The sequence below is a fragment of the Alteromonas sp. genome (assembly GCF_984505615.1).
The window spans coordinates 215,761-237,804 of record NZ_CFHOXV010000003.1 but is presented as its reverse complement, the minus strand read 5'-3'; the positions used below and the strand labels follow the sequence as shown (position 1 = coordinate 237,804).

General features: G+C 49.2%; 22 protein-coding genes. 13 read left to right on the top strand and 9 right to left on the bottom strand.

All coding sequences use genetic code 11. From position 1 onward, the window contains the following. Positions 1-8: 8 nt before the first annotated feature. From AC4PME_RS04175 to AC4PME_RS04140, 8 genes are read left to right on the top strand one after another with little or no spacing between them, the layout of a single operon-like run. The gene (locus AC4PME_RS04175; RefSeq protein ID WP_474842918.1) at positions 9-638 is read left to right on the top strand and encodes a HEAT repeat domain-containing protein; all 630 of its coding nucleotides are present in this window, start codon (positions 9-11) and stop codon (positions 636-638) included. Next, a complete protein-coding gene (locus AC4PME_RS04170) occupies positions 635-1,507 on the top strand; it encodes a CheR family methyltransferase (RefSeq protein WP_491045007.1) in 873 nt (290 codons plus the stop codon). Before AC4PME_RS04175 ends, AC4PME_RS04170 begins: the two co-directional genes overlap by 4 nt. Beyond that, complete coding sequence (locus AC4PME_RS04165) at positions 1,504-1,869, top strand: response regulator (protein ID WP_119502172.1); 366 nt, start codon at positions 1,504-1,506, stop codon at positions 1,867-1,869. Before AC4PME_RS04170 ends, AC4PME_RS04165 begins: the two co-directional genes overlap by 4 nt. A gap of 5 nt (positions 1,870-1,874) precedes the next feature. Beyond that, a complete protein-coding gene (locus AC4PME_RS04160; protein WP_491045006.1) occupies positions 1,875-4,577 on the top strand; it encodes a chemotaxis protein CheA in 2,703 nt (900 codons plus the stop codon). Next, on the top strand, positions 4,568-4,828 hold the full coding sequence (locus tag AC4PME_RS04155; protein WP_491045005.1) for a hypothetical protein: 261 nt from the start codon (positions 4,568-4,570) through the stop codon (positions 4,826-4,828). Before AC4PME_RS04160 ends, AC4PME_RS04155 begins: the two co-directional genes overlap by 10 nt. After that, positions 4,825-5,568, top strand: coding sequence for a ParA family protein (locus AC4PME_RS04150; RefSeq protein ID WP_303572892.1), 744 nt, complete (start codon positions 4,825-4,827; stop codon positions 5,566-5,568). Before AC4PME_RS04155 ends, AC4PME_RS04150 begins: the two co-directional genes overlap by 4 nt. Before the next feature lie 14 nt (positions 5,569-5,582). Beyond that, positions 5,583-5,945, top strand: coding sequence for a response regulator (locus AC4PME_RS04145; protein ID WP_119502168.1), 363 nt, complete (start codon positions 5,583-5,585; stop codon positions 5,943-5,945). Positions 5,946-5,953: 8 nt separating this feature from the next. Then, entirely contained in the window at positions 5,954-7,240 is a 1,287-nt protein-coding gene (locus AC4PME_RS04140) for a methyl-accepting chemotaxis protein (RefSeq protein WP_491529505.1), read from the top strand. Between the two features lie 105 nt (positions 7,241-7,345). Here the strand turns inward: AC4PME_RS04140 and AC4PME_RS04135 are convergent, their stop codons facing one another. The 9 genes from AC4PME_RS04135 to AC4PME_RS04095 all read right to left on the bottom strand — a co-directional run bounded on the left by AC4PME_RS04135 (position 7,346) and on the right by AC4PME_RS04095 (position 14,306). Next, the gene (locus AC4PME_RS04135) at positions 7,346-8,218 is read right to left on the bottom strand and encodes an aspartoacylase (protein WP_303572895.1); all 873 of its coding nucleotides are present in this window, start codon (positions 8,216-8,218) and stop codon (positions 7,346-7,348) included. 73 nt (positions 8,219-8,291) lie between these two features. After that, positions 8,292-8,522: a DNA gyrase inhibitor YacG gene (gene yacG, locus AC4PME_RS04130; protein ID WP_491045020.1), complete on the bottom strand. Its 231-nt coding sequence runs from the start codon at positions 8,520-8,522 to the stop codon at positions 8,292-8,294. Positions 8,523-8,561: 39 nt separating this feature from the next. After that, positions 8,562-9,314, bottom strand: coding sequence for a cell division protein ZapD (gene zapD / locus AC4PME_RS04125; protein WP_491045003.1), 753 nt, complete (start codon positions 9,312-9,314; stop codon positions 8,562-8,564). 77 nt (positions 9,315-9,391) lie between these two features. Next, a complete protein-coding gene (gene coaE / locus AC4PME_RS04120; protein WP_119502164.1) occupies positions 9,392-10,009 on the bottom strand; it encodes a dephospho-CoA kinase in 618 nt (205 codons plus the stop codon). Then, positions 10,006-10,884 carry a prepilin peptidase gene (locus AC4PME_RS04115; protein WP_119502163.1) on the bottom strand — a complete coding sequence of 293 codons (879 nt, stop codon included), beginning with the start codon at positions 10,882-10,884 and terminating at the stop codon, positions 10,006-10,008. The genes coaE and AC4PME_RS04115 overlap by 4 nt, the downstream gene beginning before the upstream one ends. Before the next feature lie 113 nt (positions 10,885-10,997). Further along, a complete protein-coding gene (locus AC4PME_RS04110) occupies positions 10,998-12,206 on the bottom strand; it encodes a type II secretion system F family protein (protein WP_119502162.1) in 1,209 nt (402 codons plus the stop codon). Positions 12,207-12,276: 70 nt separating this feature from the next. Further along, a complete protein-coding gene (locus AC4PME_RS04105) occupies positions 12,277-12,711 on the bottom strand; it encodes a pilin (protein WP_119502161.1) in 435 nt (144 codons plus the stop codon). Positions 12,712-12,953: 242 nt separating this feature from the next. Further along, positions 12,954-13,811, bottom strand: coding sequence for a carboxylating nicotinate-nucleotide diphosphorylase (gene nadC, locus AC4PME_RS04100; protein ID WP_491045002.1), 858 nt, complete (start codon positions 13,809-13,811; stop codon positions 12,954-12,956). 18 nt (positions 13,812-13,829) lie between these two features. Beyond that, a complete protein-coding gene (locus AC4PME_RS04095; protein WP_491045019.1) occupies positions 13,830-14,306 on the bottom strand; it encodes a retropepsin-like aspartic protease family protein in 477 nt (158 codons plus the stop codon). Positions 14,307-14,451: 145 nt separating this feature from the next. Here AC4PME_RS04095 and ampD point away from each other — a divergent pair, with 145 nt between their 5' ends. From ampD to aceF, 5 genes are all read left to right on the top strand, one after another. After that, entirely contained in the window at positions 14,452-15,003 is a 552-nt protein-coding gene (gene ampD, locus AC4PME_RS04090) for a 1,6-anhydro-N-acetylmuramyl-L-alanine amidase AmpD (RefSeq protein WP_119502158.1), read from the top strand. A gap of 62 nt (positions 15,004-15,065) precedes the next feature. Next, on the top strand, positions 15,066-15,932 hold the full coding sequence (gene ampE, locus AC4PME_RS04085) for a regulatory signaling modulator protein AmpE (RefSeq protein ID WP_491045001.1): 867 nt from the start codon (positions 15,066-15,068) through the stop codon (positions 15,930-15,932). A gap of 407 nt (positions 15,933-16,339) precedes the next feature. Next, complete coding sequence (locus AC4PME_RS04080; protein WP_119502156.1) at positions 16,340-17,098, top strand: GntR family transcriptional regulator; 759 nt, start codon at positions 16,340-16,342, stop codon at positions 17,096-17,098. 160 nt (positions 17,099-17,258) lie between these two features. Continuing rightward, positions 17,259-19,925: a pyruvate dehydrogenase (acetyl-transferring), homodimeric type gene (aceE, locus tag AC4PME_RS04075; RefSeq protein ID WP_491045000.1), complete on the top strand. Its 2,667-nt coding sequence runs from the start codon at positions 17,259-17,261 to the stop codon at positions 19,923-19,925. 20 nt (positions 19,926-19,945) lie between these two features. Then, complete coding sequence (gene aceF, locus AC4PME_RS04070; protein WP_491044999.1) at positions 19,946-21,946, top strand: dihydrolipoyllysine-residue acetyltransferase; 2,001 nt, start codon at positions 19,946-19,948, stop codon at positions 21,944-21,946. Positions 21,947-22,044 lie beyond the last annotated feature (98 nt).

Sequence of the window (22,044 nt, the reverse complement as noted above, 5' to 3'; positions counted from 1 at the left end):
AGTACGCCATGGGACTGAGAAAGAGCCGCGGAGAGTCTGCCAGCCAGGCTGACCGCAGACAAAATAGCAGAGACCTGGCGTCCCTTATTGACGATTTACAGGCGAGTTGTGCCGATGTCAGACGCTGGGCGGCAAGAGATCTGACCAACAATCTGGCAGCCCGGACTGCTTTGCTTGAGCAAATCGACATTGAGCACGAGCCCACCGTACTGGAGGCGTTATTCAGCGCTGTCGAAGGCATGTGTGACGAAGATATGGCCGGTGCGCTGCTTGAAAAGCTGAAGTCGGAAGATGCGCAGGTACGCAATGGGGCAATTGAGTTGCTGCAAAGCCAGCCGGTACTGTTCGCAGCGCATGTGAACGAACTTTTATGTGATGAAGACAGTGATGTACGGATTTTTGCCGTGGACGTTATCGGCGCTATTCGTCATCCGGATGCTGCAACGTGGTTGCACAATGTCGTGTTGAACGATAACAACATCAATGTGGTGGGTACCGCGGTAGATAAACTGTCAGAAATTGGCGATAGCGGAACGCTGGAGGTACTCGAAAAAGTATCTGCCCGTTTTCCCGGTGAAGCTTATATCCAGTTCGCGATTCAGTGTGTTCGGGATTCTGTTGCAGGAGAGGGTGTATGACCAGCATCCGGACAACGTCGCCGGCAGGGGAAATCTCTGACGCTGACTTCGACCGGTTCCGCTCAATGTTTTACCGGAAAACCGGCATTTACTTCGAAGATTCTAAACGATACTTCGTTGATAAACGGTTGAAGGAGCGCATGAAGCAAACCGGCCATAATCTGTTTAAGAGTTACTTTACCTTCATGCGTTTTCAGGCATCCGGAGAAGAGCTTCAAAACCTTGTTAATGCCATGACGGTGAACGAGACCTACTTCTTCCGCGAAGAATATCAGTTTGAGACCATGTGCCGTCATTTAATGGATGATTTAGACAGCATGCGCCCGGCGGGTGAGGATTTAAGGATCTGGTCAGTACCCTCAAGCACAGGTGAAGAGCCGTATTCCATAGCAATTTACCTGCTTGAGTACTGGAAAGGACTGGATCACCGGGATGTGGAGATTGTGTCGTCTGATATCGATACCAGTGTCCTTGAACATGCTAAACGAGGCATTTATTCCAAGCGATCTGTACAAAACATTCCGCTGACTGTCCGGCAGCGTTATTTCACTCAGAAGGGCAATGAGTTCCATTTGAGTCCCGACATTAAAGAGTCTGTGACTTTATGTCTGGCAAATATTCTTGGTGCTGAAGTGCCCGGACGTTTCCGTTCATTCGACCTGATTTATTGTCGCAACCTGCTAATTTATTTCGATGACGATTCCCGTCGTAAGGCTGCACAGGTGTTATATGACGCACTCAAGCCCGGAGGATACATATTCTTAGGCCACAGCGAGTCTATGAGCCGCATTTGCTCATTATTCAAAATTAAAAAGTTCGGTGACGTTATTGTTTACCAGAAGCCCGGGTTCGAGGGAGTCAGCAGATGAAAACTATCATGATCGTGGATGATGCCAATACTGTCCGTACCTACCACCGGATGATCGTTGCCAGCGCGCAACGCCATGTGGAAGAAGCAGAAAATGGCGTAGAAGCGCTCGAAAAGGCAATGGGTAAACAAATCGACCTGTTCATGGTTGATGTCAATATGCCGAAAATGGATGGCTACCGTTTGTGTCAGGAAATTCGCCGGGATGCAGGATTGAATCAGGTGCCTATTATTATGATAAGCACGGAATCTCAGGCTGCAGACGCGACCCGGGCATTCGACTGTGGTGCAAACTTCTATATGACCAAACCCGTGGACGGCACCACGTTAAATGACATGGTGTCACTGATGCTGGGAGAATAATCATTATGAGTGAGCTGTTAGATACATTCATCGGTGAATCCAGGGAAAATCTGGAATCTGCCAGTCAGGAGCTGCTGACCCTGCAAAACAGTGGCTATGACGCTAAAGCGGTCGATACGATTTTCCGTGATATTCACACTATCAAAGGTTCGTCGGATCTGTTCGATATCAAGCCGCTGACCCGCCTTGCTCATGCCTCTGAAGATTTACTGGATTGCATGCGTGCCGGCGAAGTGTCTTTTACTGATGAACTCGGTGATGTGCTGTTAGAAGCATTCGATCAAATCAGCACATTTTTTGATGAGCTTGAGTCGGGAACCCATCAATTATCTCAGTGGGAAGAAGCGTCCACCGGGCTTGCCGCCAGATTACGTAGCTTTATGGAACCGGCATCCGGCGGGGCCAGCTCAGACACTGAACAAGGGGAGAGTCATACGGTTGATAGCGGAGCATCTGATTCTCCGGCTACTGTTGCTCCTCTACCTGACAAAGCGGCTGCATGGCTGAATGAGCTGGACGAGAAGCACCGTATCAGCGCATTTTTCAGTGCACTGGAAAGCGATGAAATGGTTCATGTTATCCGCTATACACCGGATGCAGACTGTTTCTTTCGTGGTGAAGATCCGTTTAACGTCAGTCTGGCAACCCCCGGGCTTATCTTTCACAATCTGTCCCGTAAAAATCATGTAGAAGGTCCTGAAGACGTTTTCCTCTGCCACCTGGACATTACGATCCTCTGTGTGGCCAGTTCTGCTTCTCTGGCTGAGCACTTTGCGTATTACGAAGGCCAGTATGAACATGATGCTATTTCCGCGGCCAGCTTTTACTCATTAAGTGAGCCGCTGCTGACCAGCTTTTTACAAAGTGATGATGCTGATGGTATCGCCGAAGCGGCAGCGCTGGCAGACAACGAGCAGGTGGCCCGTATATGCAGCTTCCTGTGTGCTTCGCTGAATCCGGACTCTGTACAATGGCAAATCAGTGCAGGGCTTGAAAAACTCGCTGCAGGTGAGGCTCTGTCACGCTTTTGTGATATTGCCACTTCAGCCGGAGATGCTGCTCCTTTCGAAGATCAGGCGCAGGCTGAATCCGGTGACGCTTCAGGCTCTGAGTCTGTCACTGTTGAAGATAACGCTGAGACATCAAGCTCAGCGACAGATGTCTCCGGTTGCGGAAATGACAACGGATTATCCGGTAGAGCCCTTGCCATGCTTGAGCAGCAACAAGCTTTACTGGAACGTCTGGCGGCAGGGGAAGGCAATCCTGCGTCGCTGGCGTCAGTGAATCTGGTTGTCAGTCGTGTACTGGGTGTCGATGTGATAGAACGGTCTGTTGAAGACTTGCTGGCCCTCATTGCCAGTGGACAGGTTGAAGTACCTCAGGCCGACACAGGCGAAGAAGAGGCTGACGCTGCAGTGCCTGAGACAACTGCTGCTCAGGAAACTGAACAAAATGTTTCTGTCGCTCCTGAGCCTGCTGCGGAAGAGGCGGCGCAGAGTACAGCTCCGGCAAAAGCGGCAGAGCGTCAGGTACCACGTACGTTAAAAGTTAATCAGGAGAAAATTGATTACCTGATGGACCTGGTGGGCGAGCTGACAGTAGCGAAAAATTCTCTGCCTTATCTTGCCCGGCAGGCAGAAGAAGAAGGCGGCAGCAGAAAACTCAGCAAACAGATTAAGTCACACTTCACGATTGTGAACCGTCTTACTGAAGAGCTTCAAAGTGCTGTTCTGCAAATTCGTATGGTTCCGGTATCTCACGTATTTCAGCGTTATCCCCGTCTTGTTCGGGATCTCGCCCGCAAGCTTGATAAGAAGATTGAGCTTGAAATGCAGGGGGAAGATACGGAATTTGATAAAAATCTGATTGAGTCTTTGTCTGAGCCTTTAATTCACTTACTGAGAAACAGCATCGATCACGGTATTGAGTCTCCGGCTGACCGCCTCAGTGCAGGTAAAAATGAATCAGGAAAAATTGAGCTCATTGCCACACCGCAGGATGACAACGTGGTGATAGAAATCCGCGATGACGGTAAGGGCATTGATCCGGCGAAGATCAAAATGCTGGCATACCAGAAAGGGGTAATCACCGAAGCGCAGTTGGAGTCAATAAACGATGACGAAGCACTGCAACTGATATTTGCACCCGGCTTTTCCACTTCTGAACAGGTGTCTGATTTATCCGGTCGCGGTGTGGGAATGGATGCTGTGAAAACCATGGTTACTCAGGCTGGCGGCCATATCGAAATGCAGTCTGAAGTGGGTAGCGGCACACGTTTCCGTCTTGTGTTGCCGCAAACTATGTCCGTTAACCGTGTGATGATGTTTGAAGTCAGCGACCAGATGTTCGGCGTCAGTATGGACAGCGTGGTGGAAACCGTAAAAGTGCGCCCTGAGGAAATCCAGCAAATCAAGAATCATCAGGTGCTGGTTATCCGCGACAAGCTGGTACCGCTTCATTGCCTGCGGGACTATCTGGGTTTTGCACCGGAAACGCAAAATACAGAAGAACAGTCTATTCTTGTAGTAAACACAGGCAATGGGGATATCGGTTTGGTTATCGATAAATTCCATGAGGGTATTGATGTTATCCAGAAGCCTCTTGAAGGTGTGATGGCGGGCTACGCCCACTTCAGCGGCACAGCCTTACTGGGTGACGGAAGGGTTCTGCTCATTATCAACATTCCGGAGTTACTGTCATGCCGATAATTTTCAAGCAAAAAGTTGCAGCACTCGACGGCAACTGTGAAATCGATTTAGCGGAAGAACTGGATCTCTGGCTGGCAGAGAATCCGAAAAGGCAGGTTAATCTGAAAAAGCTCACCCACGCCCATACCGCCCTGTATCAGGTATTAATTAAACATCAGACCGGCATTTCTGTATGGCCTGAAGCGGGAGCGTGGGGCTGGCTTAAACGTGCCATTGATGCCGGTTTATATAACGCGGAGTCTCAGGCATGACAAAGGTGCTTGTGGTTGCTAACCGCAAAGGTGGTACAGCCAAAACAACGACAGTAGTGAATCTGGCTTACGCACTGAGTGAGAAAGGGGCGAAAGTGCTGGTGATTGACCTTGATAATCAGGGTCACATCGAACTGGGTTTCACTGCACAACCGGATTTGCTTTCTGCACTTTCTCAACCGGCGTGGATGAGTGAATTCGAAGAGTTCAAAGGCGTGCTGGCATACAGCGACAGGATCCATCTGGCGCTGGCACATACCGACAGTGCATTTGATGAATCTGCATATACCCTGGACCGGTTCAGTCAGTTGTTTGATAACGCAGGCGACGCCGGGCACTACGACATAATTCTGGTTGATACGCCGCCTACACTGGGGCCCCGGTTGTTATCAGCACTTGCCGGCGCGCACCGCATTGTTATTCCGGCCGAGCCGACGCCACTGGCCTCTGATGGCGTAAACAAGTTGCTCAATGCGTGTATGAAAGCCATCAGAAATAAGCACTTCCGTGCCAGTGGCATTGATATTCTGCCTGTGATGGTGGATGGCAAATTACGCATACATCGTCAGACACTGGGTCTCTGGCAGGAGAAATTCGGAGCGGGCAGAATTTTGCCTGCTATTCGTCGCAACGTGAAACTGGCGGAAGCATTCGCAGTACATCAGCCAGTCAGCGAATATGCGCCACTTTCCGCAGGAGCGAAAGACTATCGCTCTTTATGCGACAGTCTTTTCTCATAGAAACGAGGTGATCAATGAAGACCATCCATTTAGTTGACGATTCGGCGACCATGCTGATGAGTATGGAAATGCTGTTAAAACGTGCAGGCTACGACATCATTAAATCGGAAAATGCTGAAGCTGCGCTGACAACACTGCAAAGCGCGTCACCAAAACTCATCATCACCGATTTGAACATGCCGGGAATGAACGGCATAGAGCTGATTAAAGAAATAAAGAAAAATACGAAATTCAGATTCACACCTATTTTGATGCTGACCACTGAATCACAACAAACCAAGCGGGAAGAAGCAAAGCGTGCTGGTGCCACAGGATGGCTGGTAAAACCTGTCGAACCTGATCAATTGATCGCAGTAGTAAAACAATTGGTGCCGTAGGAGGCTTTATGGTGAATTTACGAGAAATATTTCTGACTGCTGTTGCACGCGTGAAGCAGGCTCAGTGGTACGCCAGTCCGTCTGTACAGGCGGCGGCTCTGTGTATTACCGGAACAGTTATCGCGCTGGTAAGCGTGCTGCTTATAAACCAGTTTGCCGGAACGCAGTTGTCATGGTGGGGAGCAATTATTTGTAGTCTCGTAACCAGCGCTGTCTGGGTTGTACGTCAAACCGTGGCTGAAACACGTTATATTGATGAACTTGAAACAGCACTGGCGGAAGCAAATGCTTATCTGGACAAAACTTCAGAACAGTTGCATACCACTCACCAGCAGGTAGATGAGTATGCAAGTATTCTGAACGGACAGATTGACGGTATTTCTAACATTACCGAAGAAGCTTCCGTCGACTTGATGAGTGCCTTATATCAGATTGAAGAAGTCATTCAAAACGGTATCGACAGTATTGAGCTTTCCCAGCGTAATACTGCTGAATTCAAGGAAGAAAGTGCAGCGGAAATTGACCAGGCAAATCACCGTCTGGAAGAAATTACCCAGCTAATAAATACCCAGCAGGAACACGACAAAGCCCATACTGCGGCGATTCAGGAAGTCCTGCAGGAAATTGATAAGCTCAAAGAGCTTACTGAGCTGGTAAAAAACATCGCGTTTCAAACTAACTTGCTGGCACTGAATGCAGCGATTGAAGCTGCGCGGGCCGGAGAATACGGGCGAGGATTCGCTGTGGTGGCAGAGCAGGTAAGAACCTTATCTTCCCAGTCGTCAGAGGCCGCAGAGAAAATTGAATCCGGGATCCGTTCCGCCATGGAAACAGCAAAAATCCATGGTGAAAAATTGCTCTCCACGAATCAGAGTGATGAAACCTGTGAGTTGCTGACGTCGTTCTCAGGCTCTCTGGCCAGCATGACGGCCCATTATCGCCGGCTAGAGGAATTCAGCCCGCGGATGCTCAATTGCTTCGGCGGCGTAGCAAAAGACATCGCCGGTAAAGTCAGCGGGGCAATCGGTAAGATCCAGTTTCAGGATATTATCCGCCAGCGCGCCGAGAACGTAAAACTGGAACATGAAGCCCTGGTAAGCCTGTTCGGCCAGTTCTCTGACTACATTGACGGACGCAAGGCTTTCGACGACTCATTCAATTTAAGTACGGCGGAAATGTTTGAGAAATATGTCATGGAAGATCAGCGCCGTATTCACTTCGACCTGACCACCTCTACCGGTGAAAAGCGGGTAGCGCCGGAAGAAACCCGGGAACCGAAAATCGAGCGATTCTGATCTGCACAGTTTCAGAAATGAAACAGGCCGCTCTGCAATAAGAGCGGCCTGTTTTTTATCGTCTCATACTAACCGGTACTTGCCGGCAGCAAAAAACCTTCAGGATCAGAACTCAATCCGGTCGGCAGTGGCGAAGGCCACGTCTAATTTGAAATATGCTGCTTCATTTATAAAGTGGGGGTAGGTTTCTTTGTCACCTTCCCAGACATAATCTGAACCGTCAAACCCCCGGAATACCGGCGCACCGGGAAGCAGTGGTGTAAAATCCTGATCCTGAATGCTGTGGTGGATCATGGCTTTACGTACGCCGTTCTCATCCAGCGGGAATTTTACCTCATAACCCAATCTGAAAGCCTCGCAGGCAGGCAGCGAATCCATTGAGCTGCTATCTGTATTCCAGGCGACACAAAAATCCAGAATCGCTTCCGCCATCGTTTGCGTTAACTGGTAAACATCTTCCCGTAATACGCCCTGTGGCTGAGCGCCGACTTCAATCATCACGCCTTTTTTGCCCACGGTGCATAAATAGCCATGAGATGCGTAGTCTTTTTCATCTTCCACCAGAATATTGGCTTCCGGCATAACGTCTTTAACAAACCGGGCAAGTTTAGTATTAAATTCGTCGGCTTCCAGCACAATCAGGGTAGCCCCCATGTGGCTGGTGGTGTTGTGGATGTCGATGAAAAAATCCGTTGCAGCATTACCCTTCGGGCCAAAGCGTTCATTCAGTGATTTTGCCAGAACAGCCTCTCTGGCCGGATTGTCTGCCGCAAGACGTTCAGCAGTAAACTGCCGGTTTAAATCTTCATCCAGAAAACGGACATTGGCGTCCATAGCCGCCGGGTTGGCAAAATCACAGGTGACATTCAGAGACGAGAAGCGCTCAGGCAAACCGGACTTCTGCCAGTTGCGGATAAGTTGAATACCACTGGTCTCGTTGCCGTGAGTACCGCCAATAAGTGCAATTGAATTTAACATAAGAGAAAAGCCTTATCTGAATTCGGGCTGAATGCCCGGATACATTCACACAAAACGCTCAACGGGGAAGGGTTTAGTGTTTAAAAAAATCGTCCTGCTGCTGACTGAGCATTGCTTCAATGTCTTCGATATCAGGCATTCCGGGCAGTGTATCAGAATGCTGCTTTGGCCCGGGAATCGCACGCTCTTCACCAGCCCATTCACCCAGATCGATAAGCTGGCATTTCTTGGAACAAAAAGGACGATGTTTATTTTCTGCAGACCACTCGACAGATGTGCTGCATACAGGACAGTTAACCTTCACTGAATTCACTCTCTTTCAGGTAAAAAGTATGGCGGCAGTCTAGCAGGCTGCCATAGCAAAAGACACTGTATTCCCCACAGAGGAAGACTGTCCGGCTTCATTTTCAAACAGCATAAAGCGAATGGCGAAGCGGTATTTATTGCCGCTGAGAGTGGGGTAATACCCCTGATTAGCATCACAGCGAACGCGGATCAATCCGCACTTGTCATCGGCTACGCCCTGATAAAAGCCGTTTGTGGCTTCCATGGGTTTAAACGGACCTCTTTCCCGCAGGAACGACAACAGTACCGATACTGTTTCTTCCAGCAATGCCAGGGATAAGAGCCATTCTTTCATCGATTCCTGAATGTCTTCTTTGGAACGGTTAAGCCAGTAGTGCAAATTGGGCAAGTCAAAGCTACAGGTGCCGCCGGGTATGGAAAAACGCTGCCGGATCCCGTTGAGAAATTTATCTTCTTTCAGCGCTGTGCCGAATTTGCGTTCCGCTTTTAGTTTGCCTTTCAGGCGTACAATCACTTTTAAGGACTGTTCAAGCGCATCTGTATCAATATTCGGATACTGGGACCAGTGCACCAGATTGCGTTCATGCACATCAAGATCTTTAATCAGATCAGTACGCAGATCAATCCGGTCCAGCAGATCCATGAGGGTGAATAATTGCTCGAAGAAGTACACATGCAGGGCTTTATTCTGCACTGAGGCACCGGTCTTCAACTGCGCAAGCAGGTGCTCGATGCGCAGGTAATTCCTCACTTTTTCTTTAAGCGGAAATTCGTATGTGGTGCTGGTCATGTGGGCCTCTCTGATAAACTGTTAGCACTACAGCGCAAAAGTGCCAAAATATCAAGCCCTAAGGAAAAAACAGCCGTTCAGCTACCGGGGGATTTTTCTGCTGCTTTCAGTAATATTTGATGTAATTGTTCAACCTGAGCGGGTAAAAGTTCAAGGGCACCGTTGTTATCTATTATATGACTGGCCTTAGCCAGCCGGTCATGACGGCTGGCCTGAGATGCCATGATCCCACGGATAGTTGTCTCGTCACTGCCATCCCGCTTAAGTGCCCGCGTAAGTTGAGTGTCTTCCTCACAGTCAACCACAATCACAGTATCTGCCATTGCATCAAGTCCGTTTTCTATGAGCAGAGGCACCGAAAAAATCACGTAGGGGCTGGTGGCTGCTTCCAGCTGCTTTCGCATTTCTTCCCTGATCGCCGGGTGGAGCAGGGCGTTAAGCCACTGTTTTGCCGTCTCATCAGCGAAGACCTGTTTACGCAACGCGGCGCGGTCCAGTGTGCCGTCTTCCTGTAAAATGTCACGGCCAAAATGACCGGCGATTTTCGCAAGCGCCGGCGTACCGGGTTCAACCACCTGACGGGCAACTACGTCAGCATCGACAATGGTTATGCCGAGCTGCGCAAATAAATCACTGACAGCAGACTTGCCGCTGCCGATCCCACCGGTTAATCCTGCAACGTAAGGATGGCTCATGCACCCGTCACCCAGGCAAGATAACCATCTATGATCTCTGCCTTATACAATAATGTGAGATAACCGGCGACGGCGAGATACGGACCAAAGGGGATCGCAAGAGATTTACCGGAGCGCTGCACAATCATCAGTGTGATACCTGCCACGGCTCCTACCACGGAGGAAAGCAGAATAATAATGGGCAGGCCCTGCCATCCGGTAAAGGCGCCTAATGCGGCGAGCAATTTAAAATCGCCGTACCCCATTCCTTCCTTGCCGGTGAGCAATTTAAACAACCAGTAGACCGACCACAAACTCAAGTAGCCCGCAGCAGCACCAATAATGGCGTCCACCGGACCTGTAAAGACAGATTGAGTACTTAAGATCAGTCCCAGCCATAGCAATGGCAATGTTAATTGATCCGGCAGCAGCATTTTATCAAGGTCGATAAAGAGCAGCGCAATAAGAATAAAGACTACCAATACCGCCCAGATACCCTGCGCTGTGGCACCGAAATGCCAGGCTGTAAATGTACACACCAGTGCGGTAAACAGTTCTACCAGCGGATAACGGATTGAAATACCAGCCTTACACCCTGCACATTTACCGCCCAGCATCAGATAGCTGATCACAGGGATGTTTTCCCATGCCCGGATTTTGTGATGACAGTGAGGGCAGGTGCTGTCCGGTTTTACCAGATTGAAAGGTTCCTGCTCTGCGGGCTGTTCATTTTCGTGAAAGTAACTTTGGTATTCCGCTTTCCAGCTTCGCTCCATCATGATGGGTAGACGGTAGATGACAACGTTTAAAAAACTGCCAACCAGCAAACTGAAAATGAAGATGGTGGTGAGAAACACCGGCAGACTCTGCTGCATTAATGAAATGATGGCGTCCATACAAGCGCTTTATTTTTATCGTGTTCTGATACAACAAGACTGCCCGAAAAGCAGTCCTGTCTCAATGAATAATTAGTTTTGGGTGCGTAACCACAGGCGGCTGCTCAAATTTGTTACACCACGTTACCCATCTGGAAGATAGGCAGGTACATGGCTATAATCAGGCCGCCGATAATCACCCCGAGTACAGCCATAATCAGTGGCTCCAGCAAGCTGGTGAGACCATCGACCATATTATCTACTTCCGCTTCATAAATCGTAGCAATTTTTGCCAGCATTTCGTCTACGGAACCGGATTCTTCACCAATGGCCACCATTTGCGACACCATGTCGGGAAATACGTTAGTAGCCCGCATGGCGGTGTTCATTTGTAAGCCGCCCGCGACTTCTTTCTTAATGAACAATATAGCTTCCCGGTACACGGCATTGCCCGATGCACCGGCAGCAGAATCAAGAGCGCCAATTAACGGAACACCGGCAGAAAAGGTCGTTGACAGGGTGCGGGTGAAACGGGCAACCGCCGCTTTTTTCAGGATTTCGCCCACTACCGGAATTTTCAGTGTCAGTGCATCCATTTTATCCTGCATACGTTTAGACTTTCTCAAGGCCCGGATAAATAAGAAGACTGCACCGGCAATGCCCATCCCGATAAAAATGCCGTAATCCTGAACAAACCGCGATATTGCCAGAACAAACTGGGTAAACGCCGGCAACTCAGCCCCGAAACTACTGAAAATTTCTTCGAACTGGGGTACCACGAATACCAAAAGGATTGTTGTTACGATAAACGCAACAACAAGAACAGCGATGGGGTAAAACATCGCCTTTTTGATTTTAGCCTTAAGTGCTTCCGCTTTCTCTTTATAAGTAGCGATCCGATCGTAGATGGTTTCCAGGGCACCTGATTGTTCACCGGTTTTCACCAGATCACAGTACAAATCATCAAAATAAAGAGGATGTTTCCGTAATGCGGATGACAGGGGATTACCGGCTTTAACTTCTGTTGAAATTTCGCCAAGTAACTTGCGCATGGAGGCTTTGTCATGGCCGGATGCGATCATATCCAGTGATTGAATAAGGGTGACGCCGGCACCCAGCATGGTAGCTATTTGCCGCGATATTATACATATATCCTGCGCAGTAATTTTTTGTCCGCCACCAAAGAGTGGTTTAGCCTGCTTTTTAACTTTTCTTGCAGATATGCCCTGCTTTCGCAATAGGTTTTTAGCTTCAGACAACGTTAGGGCAGATATTTCTCCTTTTCTCGAGCTTCCGTGTTTATCAACCCCTTGCCAGACAAATGTTACGGCTACCTTACTCATGGAAAACTGTCCTTGAATCTATGAAAAGAAAAAGCCCAACAGCAGTCAGGCTTTACAATTCATGAGGTTATTAGCAAAGGTCAGTGTTGGCACAAGTCTCTGCCCAAGTTACTACACCTGAAGCATAGGTTGCTGTCAGAGTGTAAGTATCTGTAGCAGCCAAACCACCACTCGCAGCAGGTACCACTACGATTGCTCCTGTGGTAGCATTTGCATCAGTCCATGTTACAGATGTTACGTAATCGGAAACACCGCCGCTAAGGTTAGTTGGTACGCCGTTTTCACCAGCGCTACAAGAAGTCAAATCAGCTTCAGTCTGAGCACAAACTTCAACAGCAGTTTTCACCGCCTGTGTAGCCATAATAACTTCAGAGTATCGTGCTTTCTTCGTGTAGTTTTGATACGCTGGCAAAGCAACTGCTGCCAGGATACCGATGATAGCAACAACGATCATCAGTTCGATAAGAGTGAAACCTTTTTGGTTTTGAGCGTTAACATTTTTCATGGTATATCTCCGGGTTTGCGTATAATGCGCTAAATTAAATCTTTCATTCAAAGTTACGATTTATACCCGAGTCGTCCTTTTCAACGTCCCCGGTACTTGATGCTCAGTATAGGCGGAGCAAGCCAACTGACAAGTATTCAGAAATATACATATGAATAGGTTCTACAGCAGTGAGGGGATGAGAGTGAATACCTTTAGGGGATAACAGGAATGTATCCACTCTTTTGATTTTTAAGTGAATTTTATCCTTTCATAGCGACACGAAGCGACAGATCGATAGCCTGAACGTGTTTCGTTAATGCCCCTGAAGATATGAAGTCAACCCCTAATTTTCCTAAAGATTGCAATCTTTCTTCCGTAATATTGCCAGACACTTCGAGTTTACTCCGGCCTTTTGTGATGTCGACTGCGCTTTGGATCTGATCGTTTGTAAAGTTATCCAGCATGATGATATCTGCACCGGCACCAAGCGCTTGCTCAAGCTCATCAAGGCTTTCCACTTCCACTTCCACCGGTTTGTCCGGATGATTTTGCTTTGCGATCTGTACAGCCTTCGTAATCGATCCGCAGGCAAAAATATGATTCTCTTTGATCAGAAAGGCATCGAATAATCCGATCCGGTGATTCTGACCACCGCCACAGGCGACGGCATACTTCTGGGCAAGGCGTAGTCCGGGCAGCGTTTTACGGGTGTCCAGTATCTTCGTCGGATAGCCGTCAAGCAGCGATGCATAGTGATGTGCAACGGTTGCCGTGCCGGAAAGGGTTTGCAGAAAATTCAGCGCAGTGCGCTCAGCGGTGAGAATGCCTCTGGCAGGACCGGACAATGAAACCAGCACGTCATTAGCTTTGGCTGCATTCCCGTCTTGTGTATGGATCGTGATATCTATTTGTGGATCGATCAAGTTGAATGCTGCTTCAACCCAGGCCATACCACAAACAATACAATCCTCACGGGTAATAATGGTAGCTGTGGCCTGCGTGGATGCATCAATCAGGTTTGCGGTGATATCTGCACCGGCGTCGGCGCTGCCGCCCAGATCTTCAGCCAGTGCTTCTGAGACTTGCTGGCGGATCGCGGCTTGAGAAGGAATAGTCATGCTTACGCTCTGCTTATATTAAAGTGTACGCAATATTAACCATTCTCCGCGCTGAGTAAACTCAAGCTGCTTTAAAACGCTCATTCCGAGTAAAATTTGTTCACCATTCATACCGGGGTTGAGATTCGCACGTACGTTATAAACAGTAATATCGCCAATAGACACACTGTTTAACTCAGTTCTTGCAACGCGAACCACACCGTTGGCGGTTTGTGCCAGTGCACTGCCCGTAGGGATTAAGCCGAGTTTTTCCTGCAGATGTGCGGGAATGGCAACATCCGTTGCGCCGGTATCGATCATAAACTCAACCGGTACGCCGTTTATCGTGCCCGCCGTGACGTAATGACCGGCGCGGTTTTGTTTCAGCCGTACTTCCGTCTGATTATCAATGCGCACAGATTCCGGTTCACGATTCGGGTTTTCCTGCCGGTCAAGCAAGTCGCCAAAAACAAATGTCAGCAAGCCCAGCCCGCAAATCCAGGCCAGTATGTACATCCACTTTCCGGCATTATGTTCACTGCTCACCGTTCCCCCGGCTATATATAAGTGTCTAACTTTGAAAGTTATATGTAGGGTTAATCTTGAGTATGGCAATAGCAGATGTCAAACTTAGGCATGACCTGAGATTTTCTGTGCGATCATGGATTTTATCCCCGACAGTCAGTACACACCGTCACCGTTCTATGATGAGCGGCCGGAAGATGCCTGCATTTCATTGCTTGTCATCCATAATATTTCATTACCTGCCGGACAGTACGGTACAGGTGATATCCGCCGGTTGTTCACCGGTACTATTGATATCAATGCACATCCTTCCTATAGCGATCTTAAAAACGTAAAAGTATCTGCTCATTGTGTGATTTACCGTGACGGGCAGGTTGAACAGTTTGTGCCGCTGTCGGCAAGAGCCTGGCATGCCGGGCTTTCTGTTTTTCAGGGGCGTAATAAATGTAACGACTACGCCATCGGTATTGAAATGGAAGGTTGCGATAACGAACCTTTCACTGCAGAGCAATATCAGGCATTACAACGGGTGACACAGTTTATTATCGACACCCACCCGGCCATCACTATTGGCAGAATTACCGGACACAGTGATATTGCACCCGGCCGTAAAACCGACCCCGGAGAGTATTTTGACTGGTGCCGGTTGCGTACAGGTTTGTCGTTTGAAGCGACAAAGCAGCAGTAACGTTAGTTAATATTGTTTAAGTGATAACGGGTCACCGGACCCGGGAATAAAGGAATAATGACGTGATTCTGATAAGTCTTTTACTGGCACTGGCGTTTGACAGAATGTTCTTGCGGAACCGCTACTGGCAGTCACCGGTTTTTGTTAACTACTGTTTGCGAAAAATGGGCATAAGCGGCGACGATACACAGGCATCCCGCAAAATCTGGCTGTACCTTCTTATACCGGCGCTGCTGTTAGGGCTGACAGAAACTTACATTTTCGGTGGCTTTCTGACATTTATCGTTCAGACGGCGGTGCTGTTCCTTGCTTTGGGTTGTACGAATTTTCGCCGGATTTATAAGTCCTGGCTTCAGGCTGCTCAGCGGGAAGACAGAGAAGCCTGTGATTTGTATGAAAAAGAACTACATCTCGGGTTGCTGGGTAAAGAAGACAATGCACCGGAGCCGGACGACGGCACACGGATGCAGCAGTTACTTTTGCTGGCAAACTTCCGCTATTACGGCGCGGTAATGTTGTTCTTCATATTCTTCGGCGCACCCGGCGCCTTGTTCTATATGTTTGTCCGTGAAGCTCACCATTATTACGGTGGCAAACACATGGAAGCTGCGCTGACCACAGGGCAGTTGCTCTTCGCACTGGAATGGTTACCAGCCCGTGCGGTGACATTGGGATTTTTGGTGGTGGGGCATTTCTCCCGCGCCACATCCGTCTGGCTTGAGAAACTGACAAATGTGGCTGAAGACACGCCGGCTGTACTCTGGTCTGTAGCCCGTCAGGCTGAAATTATTGAAGCCGGAGACAGCGCTACCTGCAGCAGAATGACTGCGTGTGCACACGTTCAGGCAGGTGTAAAACTGGCAAAAAGGAATATTATTTTCATACTGGTGATCACATCTGTGCTCACCATTACCGGTTGGGTTGCCTGAAACAGCCCGCGGGGTCTTAGTACACAGTAAAATAATGACGAGACCTGCAACAACAGGACAACGCCGGGGCAATTTGCTAATACAAAGGTTGCCCCGCCAATACTTTACCTCTTCATTTCTGCTCATCATCCATGAACCCTGAAAGCACGTTAAATCAACCGGGTTTGAACAGAAAATCAACATATTTCGCTCATCAGACCAGATGATGTTGTAAAAAAATTTCAACAATTTCAATATCTAGCTCGCCTAAAAGGTTAAATGTAAGTTACTTTCGATGGGTGACTATTTACCTCCATTTCGATCTGCCCTAAACTAGATAGGTAAAATGGTATGACCAATGAGTGGGTGGCAAGTAACTTTGTTTACATTATGGCCGCCCCTTTTCATAAGCGAGGAACCGCACAGGTATGCGCCACGGTCGGAAAAAATTATCAGATGTCATCACTGAACAGCTCGAATCAATGATTCTTGATGGCACACTGCTGGCCGGACAACAGCTACCTCCTGAACGCGAACTGGCAACCCAGTTTGATGTTTCCCGTCCTTCGCTCCGTGAAGCAATTGGCAACCTGCAGGCCCGTGGTCTGGTTGAGCGCAAGCAGGGAGGCGGCACCTTTGTCAGCCGTAACCTCAATGCGGCAATGACCGACCCGTTAATGGCGCTTATCAGTCGTCGTCCGGAAACGCAGTTCGATTTACTTGAATTTCGTCATGCGCTGGAAGGTATGGCTGCCTATTACGCAGCGCTGCGGGGCCAGCCTGAAGATTATCAGGCACTGCAGGCCGCGCTGGACAACTTGCCTGTACCCGCTCCCGGGGAAAGTAAACGTGCCCTGGCAGAAGCGGTCGGTGAATTTTATATGGTGATGGCGCGCGCCTCCCATAACATGGTGTTGTTACACGTAATGAGCACCATGCAGACCATGCTGGTCGAGAATATTGAACGTAACTTCGAAATGTTTGCCTTACATCAGAATGATGAAATAGACATTAACGCCGAAGTCAGACGTCAGCGTAAGGAAATTCTGGCTGCTATCGCATCCCGCGACCCGGAAGCAGCAAGACAGGCGTGTAACGCCCACCTTGCGTTAATTGAGAAAACGCTTCTGGCGATTAACCAGCGTGACAGCCGAGTGCAACGCGCGTTAAGACGCCTGGAGATTTAAGGCTCTGCCTTAGCAATACCTTGCCGGTTTGTAACAGGTAAGAAAAGAAAAACAGTAAGCCGGTAAGGCCTACGTAACGTACAACCTGGTTTTAGTCTTTCCATCCTCCGGTTTTGCCGGCAAGGATGGTTTTCAATATCAGCAACAATAGGATGGCACCATGACTGAAATGATGCACCAAGATGTGGATCCGCAAGAAACACAAGAATGGCTGGAGTCGTTAGAGTCAGTTTTAGAAGAAGATGGCGTTGAAAGAGCCCACTTTTTATTAGAATCACTGATTGAAAAAGCACGCAGAAATGGTGCCCACTTGCCGTACGATGCAACGACGGCATATATCAACACCATTCCTCCCGGACAAGAACCCACCATGCCGGGTGACCAGACTATTGAAGGCAAAATCCGTAACGCGTTGCGTTGGAATGCCCTGATGATGGTTCTGCGCGGTTCTAAGAAAGACTTAGAGCTGGGTGGTCACATTTCAAGCTTTGCATCTTCTGCAATGCTGTACGATGTGGGCTTCAACCACTTCTACCGTGCACCAAATGAAAAAGATGGCGGCGACTTCGTATTCTATCAGGGCCACGTGGCACCCGGTATCTACAGCCGTGCATACATTGAAGGTCGTCTGACCGAAGAACAACTGGATGGTTTCCGTCAGGAAGTAGACGGCAAAGGTCTGTCTTCTTACCCGCACCCTAAATTAATGCCTGATTTCTGGCAGTTCCCGACTGTATCTATGGGCTTAGGTCCAATGCAGGCGATTTATCTTGCCCGTTTCCTTAAGTACCTGACTGACCGTGGTATCAAAGACTGCTCAGAACAGCGCGTATGGTGCTACATGGGTGACGGTGAGTGTGATGAGCCGGAAAGCTTGGGTGCTATCGGTCTGGCTGCCCGCGAAGGCCTGGACAACCTGACATTCGTTATCAACTGTAACCTGCAGCGTCTTGACGGCCCTGTACGTGGTAACGGCAAAATCATTCAGGAACTGGAAGGTACATTCCGCGGCGCAGGCTGGGAAGTAATCAAAGTTATCTGGGGTCGCTACTGGGATCCACTGTTAGCCCGCGATACTTCAGGCAAGCTGCTTGACCTGATGAACGAAACGATCGACGGTGAATACCAGAACTGTAAAGCCAAAGGCGGCGCGTACACCCGTGAGAAGTTCTTCGGTAAGTACCCTGAACTGAAAGAAATGGTTTCTAACATGTCAGATGAAGACATCTGGCGTCTGAACCGTGGTGGTCACGATCCGGTTAAAGTTTATGCGGCATACGATCGCGCAACGAAGACTAAAGGTCGTCCACAGGTAATCCTTGCTAAAACCGTTAAAGGTTATGGCATGGGCGCATCCGGTGAAGGTAAGAACATTGCCCACCAGGTTAAGAAAATGGACAAAGAAGCGGTTAAGCAGTATCGCGATCGTTTCAACATCCCTGTATCTGACGAAGCATTGGCTGATCTGCCTTACTACAAGTTTGACGAAGACAGCGAAGAGATGAAATATCTGCGCGCCCGTCGTGAAGCCCTGCATGGCTACATGCCGGTTCGTCGTGCTAAAGCAACTGAAGATCTGCCAGCGCCTGCTCTGAAAGCGTTCGACGCTATCACTAAAGGTTCCGGCGACCGTGAAATCTCTACCACTATGGCGTTTGTACGTGTCCTGACTGCGCTGCTTAAAGACAAGCAAATCGGTAAGCGTATCGTACCTATCATCCCTGATGAAGCCCGTACTTTCGGTATGGAAGGTCTGTTCCGTCAGGTAGGTATCTACTCTTCACAAGGTCAGAAATACGAGCCACAGGATTCTGATCAGGTTGCTTACTACCGTGAAGACAAGAAAGGTCAGGTACTGCAGGAAGGTATCAACGAACTGGGTGCAATGGCATCGTGGTTAGCAGCAGGTACGTCTTACAGCACCAACGACCTGCCAATGGTTCCGTTCTACATCTACTACTCAATGTTTGGTTTCCAACGTGTTGGCGACCTGGCATGGGCAGCCGGTGATTCACGTACCCGTGGTTTCCTTGTTGGTGGTACTGCTGGTCGTACAACGCTGAACGGCGAAGGTCTGCAGCATCAGGACGGTCATTCTCATACTCAGGCGGCATTGATCCCGAACTGTGTGAGCTACGACCCGACTTACGGTTATGAAGTGGCTGTTATCGTACAAGACGGTTTACGTCGCATGCTGGAAGATCAGGAAGACGTGTTCTACTACCTGACCGTCATGAACGAAAACTACAAGCAGCCTGAAATGCCTAAGGGCGTTGAAGAAGGTATCGTTAAAGGTATCTACAAGCTGGATACAGTAGGTAGCAGCGATAAGAAAGTGAAACTGCTGAGCTCCGGTACCATCCTTGAACAAGTGCGTGAAGCTGCTGCGAAACTGGCGTCTGACTACGGCGTAGAAGCAGAAGTTTACAGCGTAACGTCGTTCAACGAACTGGCCCGCGATGGTCAGGATTGTGACCGTCACAACATGCTGCACCCTGAAGCGACAGCGAAAGTACCTTACATCACTGAAGTACTCAGCGAAGGTAACGATGGCCCGACTATCACTGCAACTGACTACATCAAGAACTACGGCGAGCAGGTACGTGATTTTGTACCGGGCGCATACCGTGTACTGGGTACTGATGGTTTCGGTCGTTCTGACAGCCGTGCGAATCTGCGTCGTCACTTCGAAGTTGACGCTGCATACGTGACTTACGCTGCGCTGTACGAACTGTACAAGGCGGGTTCTGTTGATGCCAAGACACTGTCAAAAGCAATGACGGATCTGGGTATTGATGCCGAGAAAGTTAACCCACTTTACGCATAAGCTAAGGGAGACTAACGAACATGGCAGATATTAAAGACGTTCTCGTACCGGATCTGGGTGAAGATTCGGTAGAAGTAATCGAAATTTGCGTAGCAGTGGGTGATTCCGTAGAAGCGGAAGATGCACTGGTTACAGTAGAAAGTGACAAAGCCAGCATGGATATCCCAGCACCGTTTGCCGGTAAGGTATCTGAGCTGAGTGTTAAAGTTGGCGATAAAATCTCTGAAGGTGATTTGCTGGCGAAACTGGAAGCGGCGGGTGCTGCTGACAGTAGACCTGCAGCTGAAGAAAAGCCTGCTGAAGCACCAAAAGCGGAAGCGCTAAAAGAAGAAGCTCCTCAACCTGCCGCTGCACCTGCAGCGTCGGGCGGTACTTCGGTAATCGAAGTTACTGTACCGGATATCGGTGACGCTGCTGACGTAGACGTAATCGAAATTCTGGTAGCTGAAGGCGATACCGTGGAAGCGGAAGACGGCCTGATCACCTTAGAAACTGACAAAGCAACCATGGACGTTCCTTCGCCGCAGGCGGGTAAAGTGGTTAGCCTGAAAGTAAAAGAAGGTGACAAGGTGTCTGAAGGTTCTCTGGTTCTGACTCTGGAAGTCGGTGGTGGCGAAGCTGCTGCGCCTGCACAGGAATCAGCTCCGGCGGAAGCGCCGGCACCAGCAGCAGAATCTGCGCCGGCCGCTGAAGAAGCGCCTGCAGAAGAAGCTGCGGAAGAAGAAATTGAAGTTCAGGTACCTGATATCGGTGGCGATACTGACGTAGACGTTATCGAAATTCTGGTTGCTGAAGGCGATACCGTGGAAGCGGAAGATGGCCTGATTACCCTTGAAACTGACAAAGCGACCATGGATGTGCCTGCACCTAAAGCCGGTACCGTTACCAAACTGCTTATCAAGCAGGGTGACAAAGCGTCTCAGGGTACACCGGTTATTATGCTGAAAGTGAAGGGCGCGGCGAAACCTGCTGCACCTAAAGCAGAAAGCAAGCCTGCTGCAGCAGCGCCGGCTCCTGCCGCGCAAGCGCCTCAGCAGAAAGCGCCGCCGGTTCCGCACCATCCGTCTGCAGGCAACAAGCCTAAGACCGGTAAAGTGCATGCGTCTCCGTCTGTACGTCGTCTGGCCCGTGAATTTGGTGTTGATCTGACTCAGGTTGACGCAACAGGTCGTAAAGGCCGTATTCTGAAAGAAGACATCCAGTCTTACGTGAAGCATGAACTGGCCCGTCCGAAAGCGACAGCCGGTGCCGTAGCGTCTGGCAACACAGGTGGTGGCTTACAGGTTATCGCGCAGCCTAAAGTTGATTTCTCCAAGTTCGGTGAAATTGAAGAGAAGCCGTTAACCCGTATTCAGAAAATCTCCGGTCCGAACCTGCACCGTAACTGGGTAACCATCCCACACGTTACGCAGTTTGAAGAAGCGGATATTACTGATCTGGAAGATTTCCGTAAGCAGCAGAACGTTATCGCTGACAAGCGCAAGCTGGGTGTGAAAATTACGCCGCTTGTGTTCATGATGAAAGCGGTAGCCGACGCACTGAAAGCGTATCCTGTATTTAATACTTCACTTTCTGCGGACGGTGAGTCTTTAATTCAGAAAAAATACTACCATATCGGTATAGCAGTAGACACGCCGGGAGGCCTGGTTGTGCCGGTTGTCCGTGATGTTGACAAGAAAGGCATCATGGAGATTTCCAAAGAGTTAATGGAAATCAGTGTGAAAGCTCGTGACGGTAAGCTGAAAGCTGCTGACATGCAGGGTAGCTGCTTCACCATTTCAAGCCTTGGTGGCATTGGTGGTACAGCATTCACGCCAATCGTTAATGCACCTGACGTAGCCATCCTTGGCGTATCGAAGAGTGATATTAAACCGAAGTGGAATGGTAAAGAGTTTGAGCCTCGTCTGATGGTGCCGCTGTCATTGTCATACGACCATCGTGTTATTGACGGCGCGGTGGCAGCACGCTTTGCTGTACACTTAAAAGCAGTTCTGGAAGACATGCGCCAGATGTTGCTTTAGAAAATGAGTGAAGGGGAGGGTTGATTACCTCCCCTTTGTGATTTTTATGATCATAAAGCCAAGTTGGCTTTACAGGGCTCGCAAGCCCTAGTTACAAT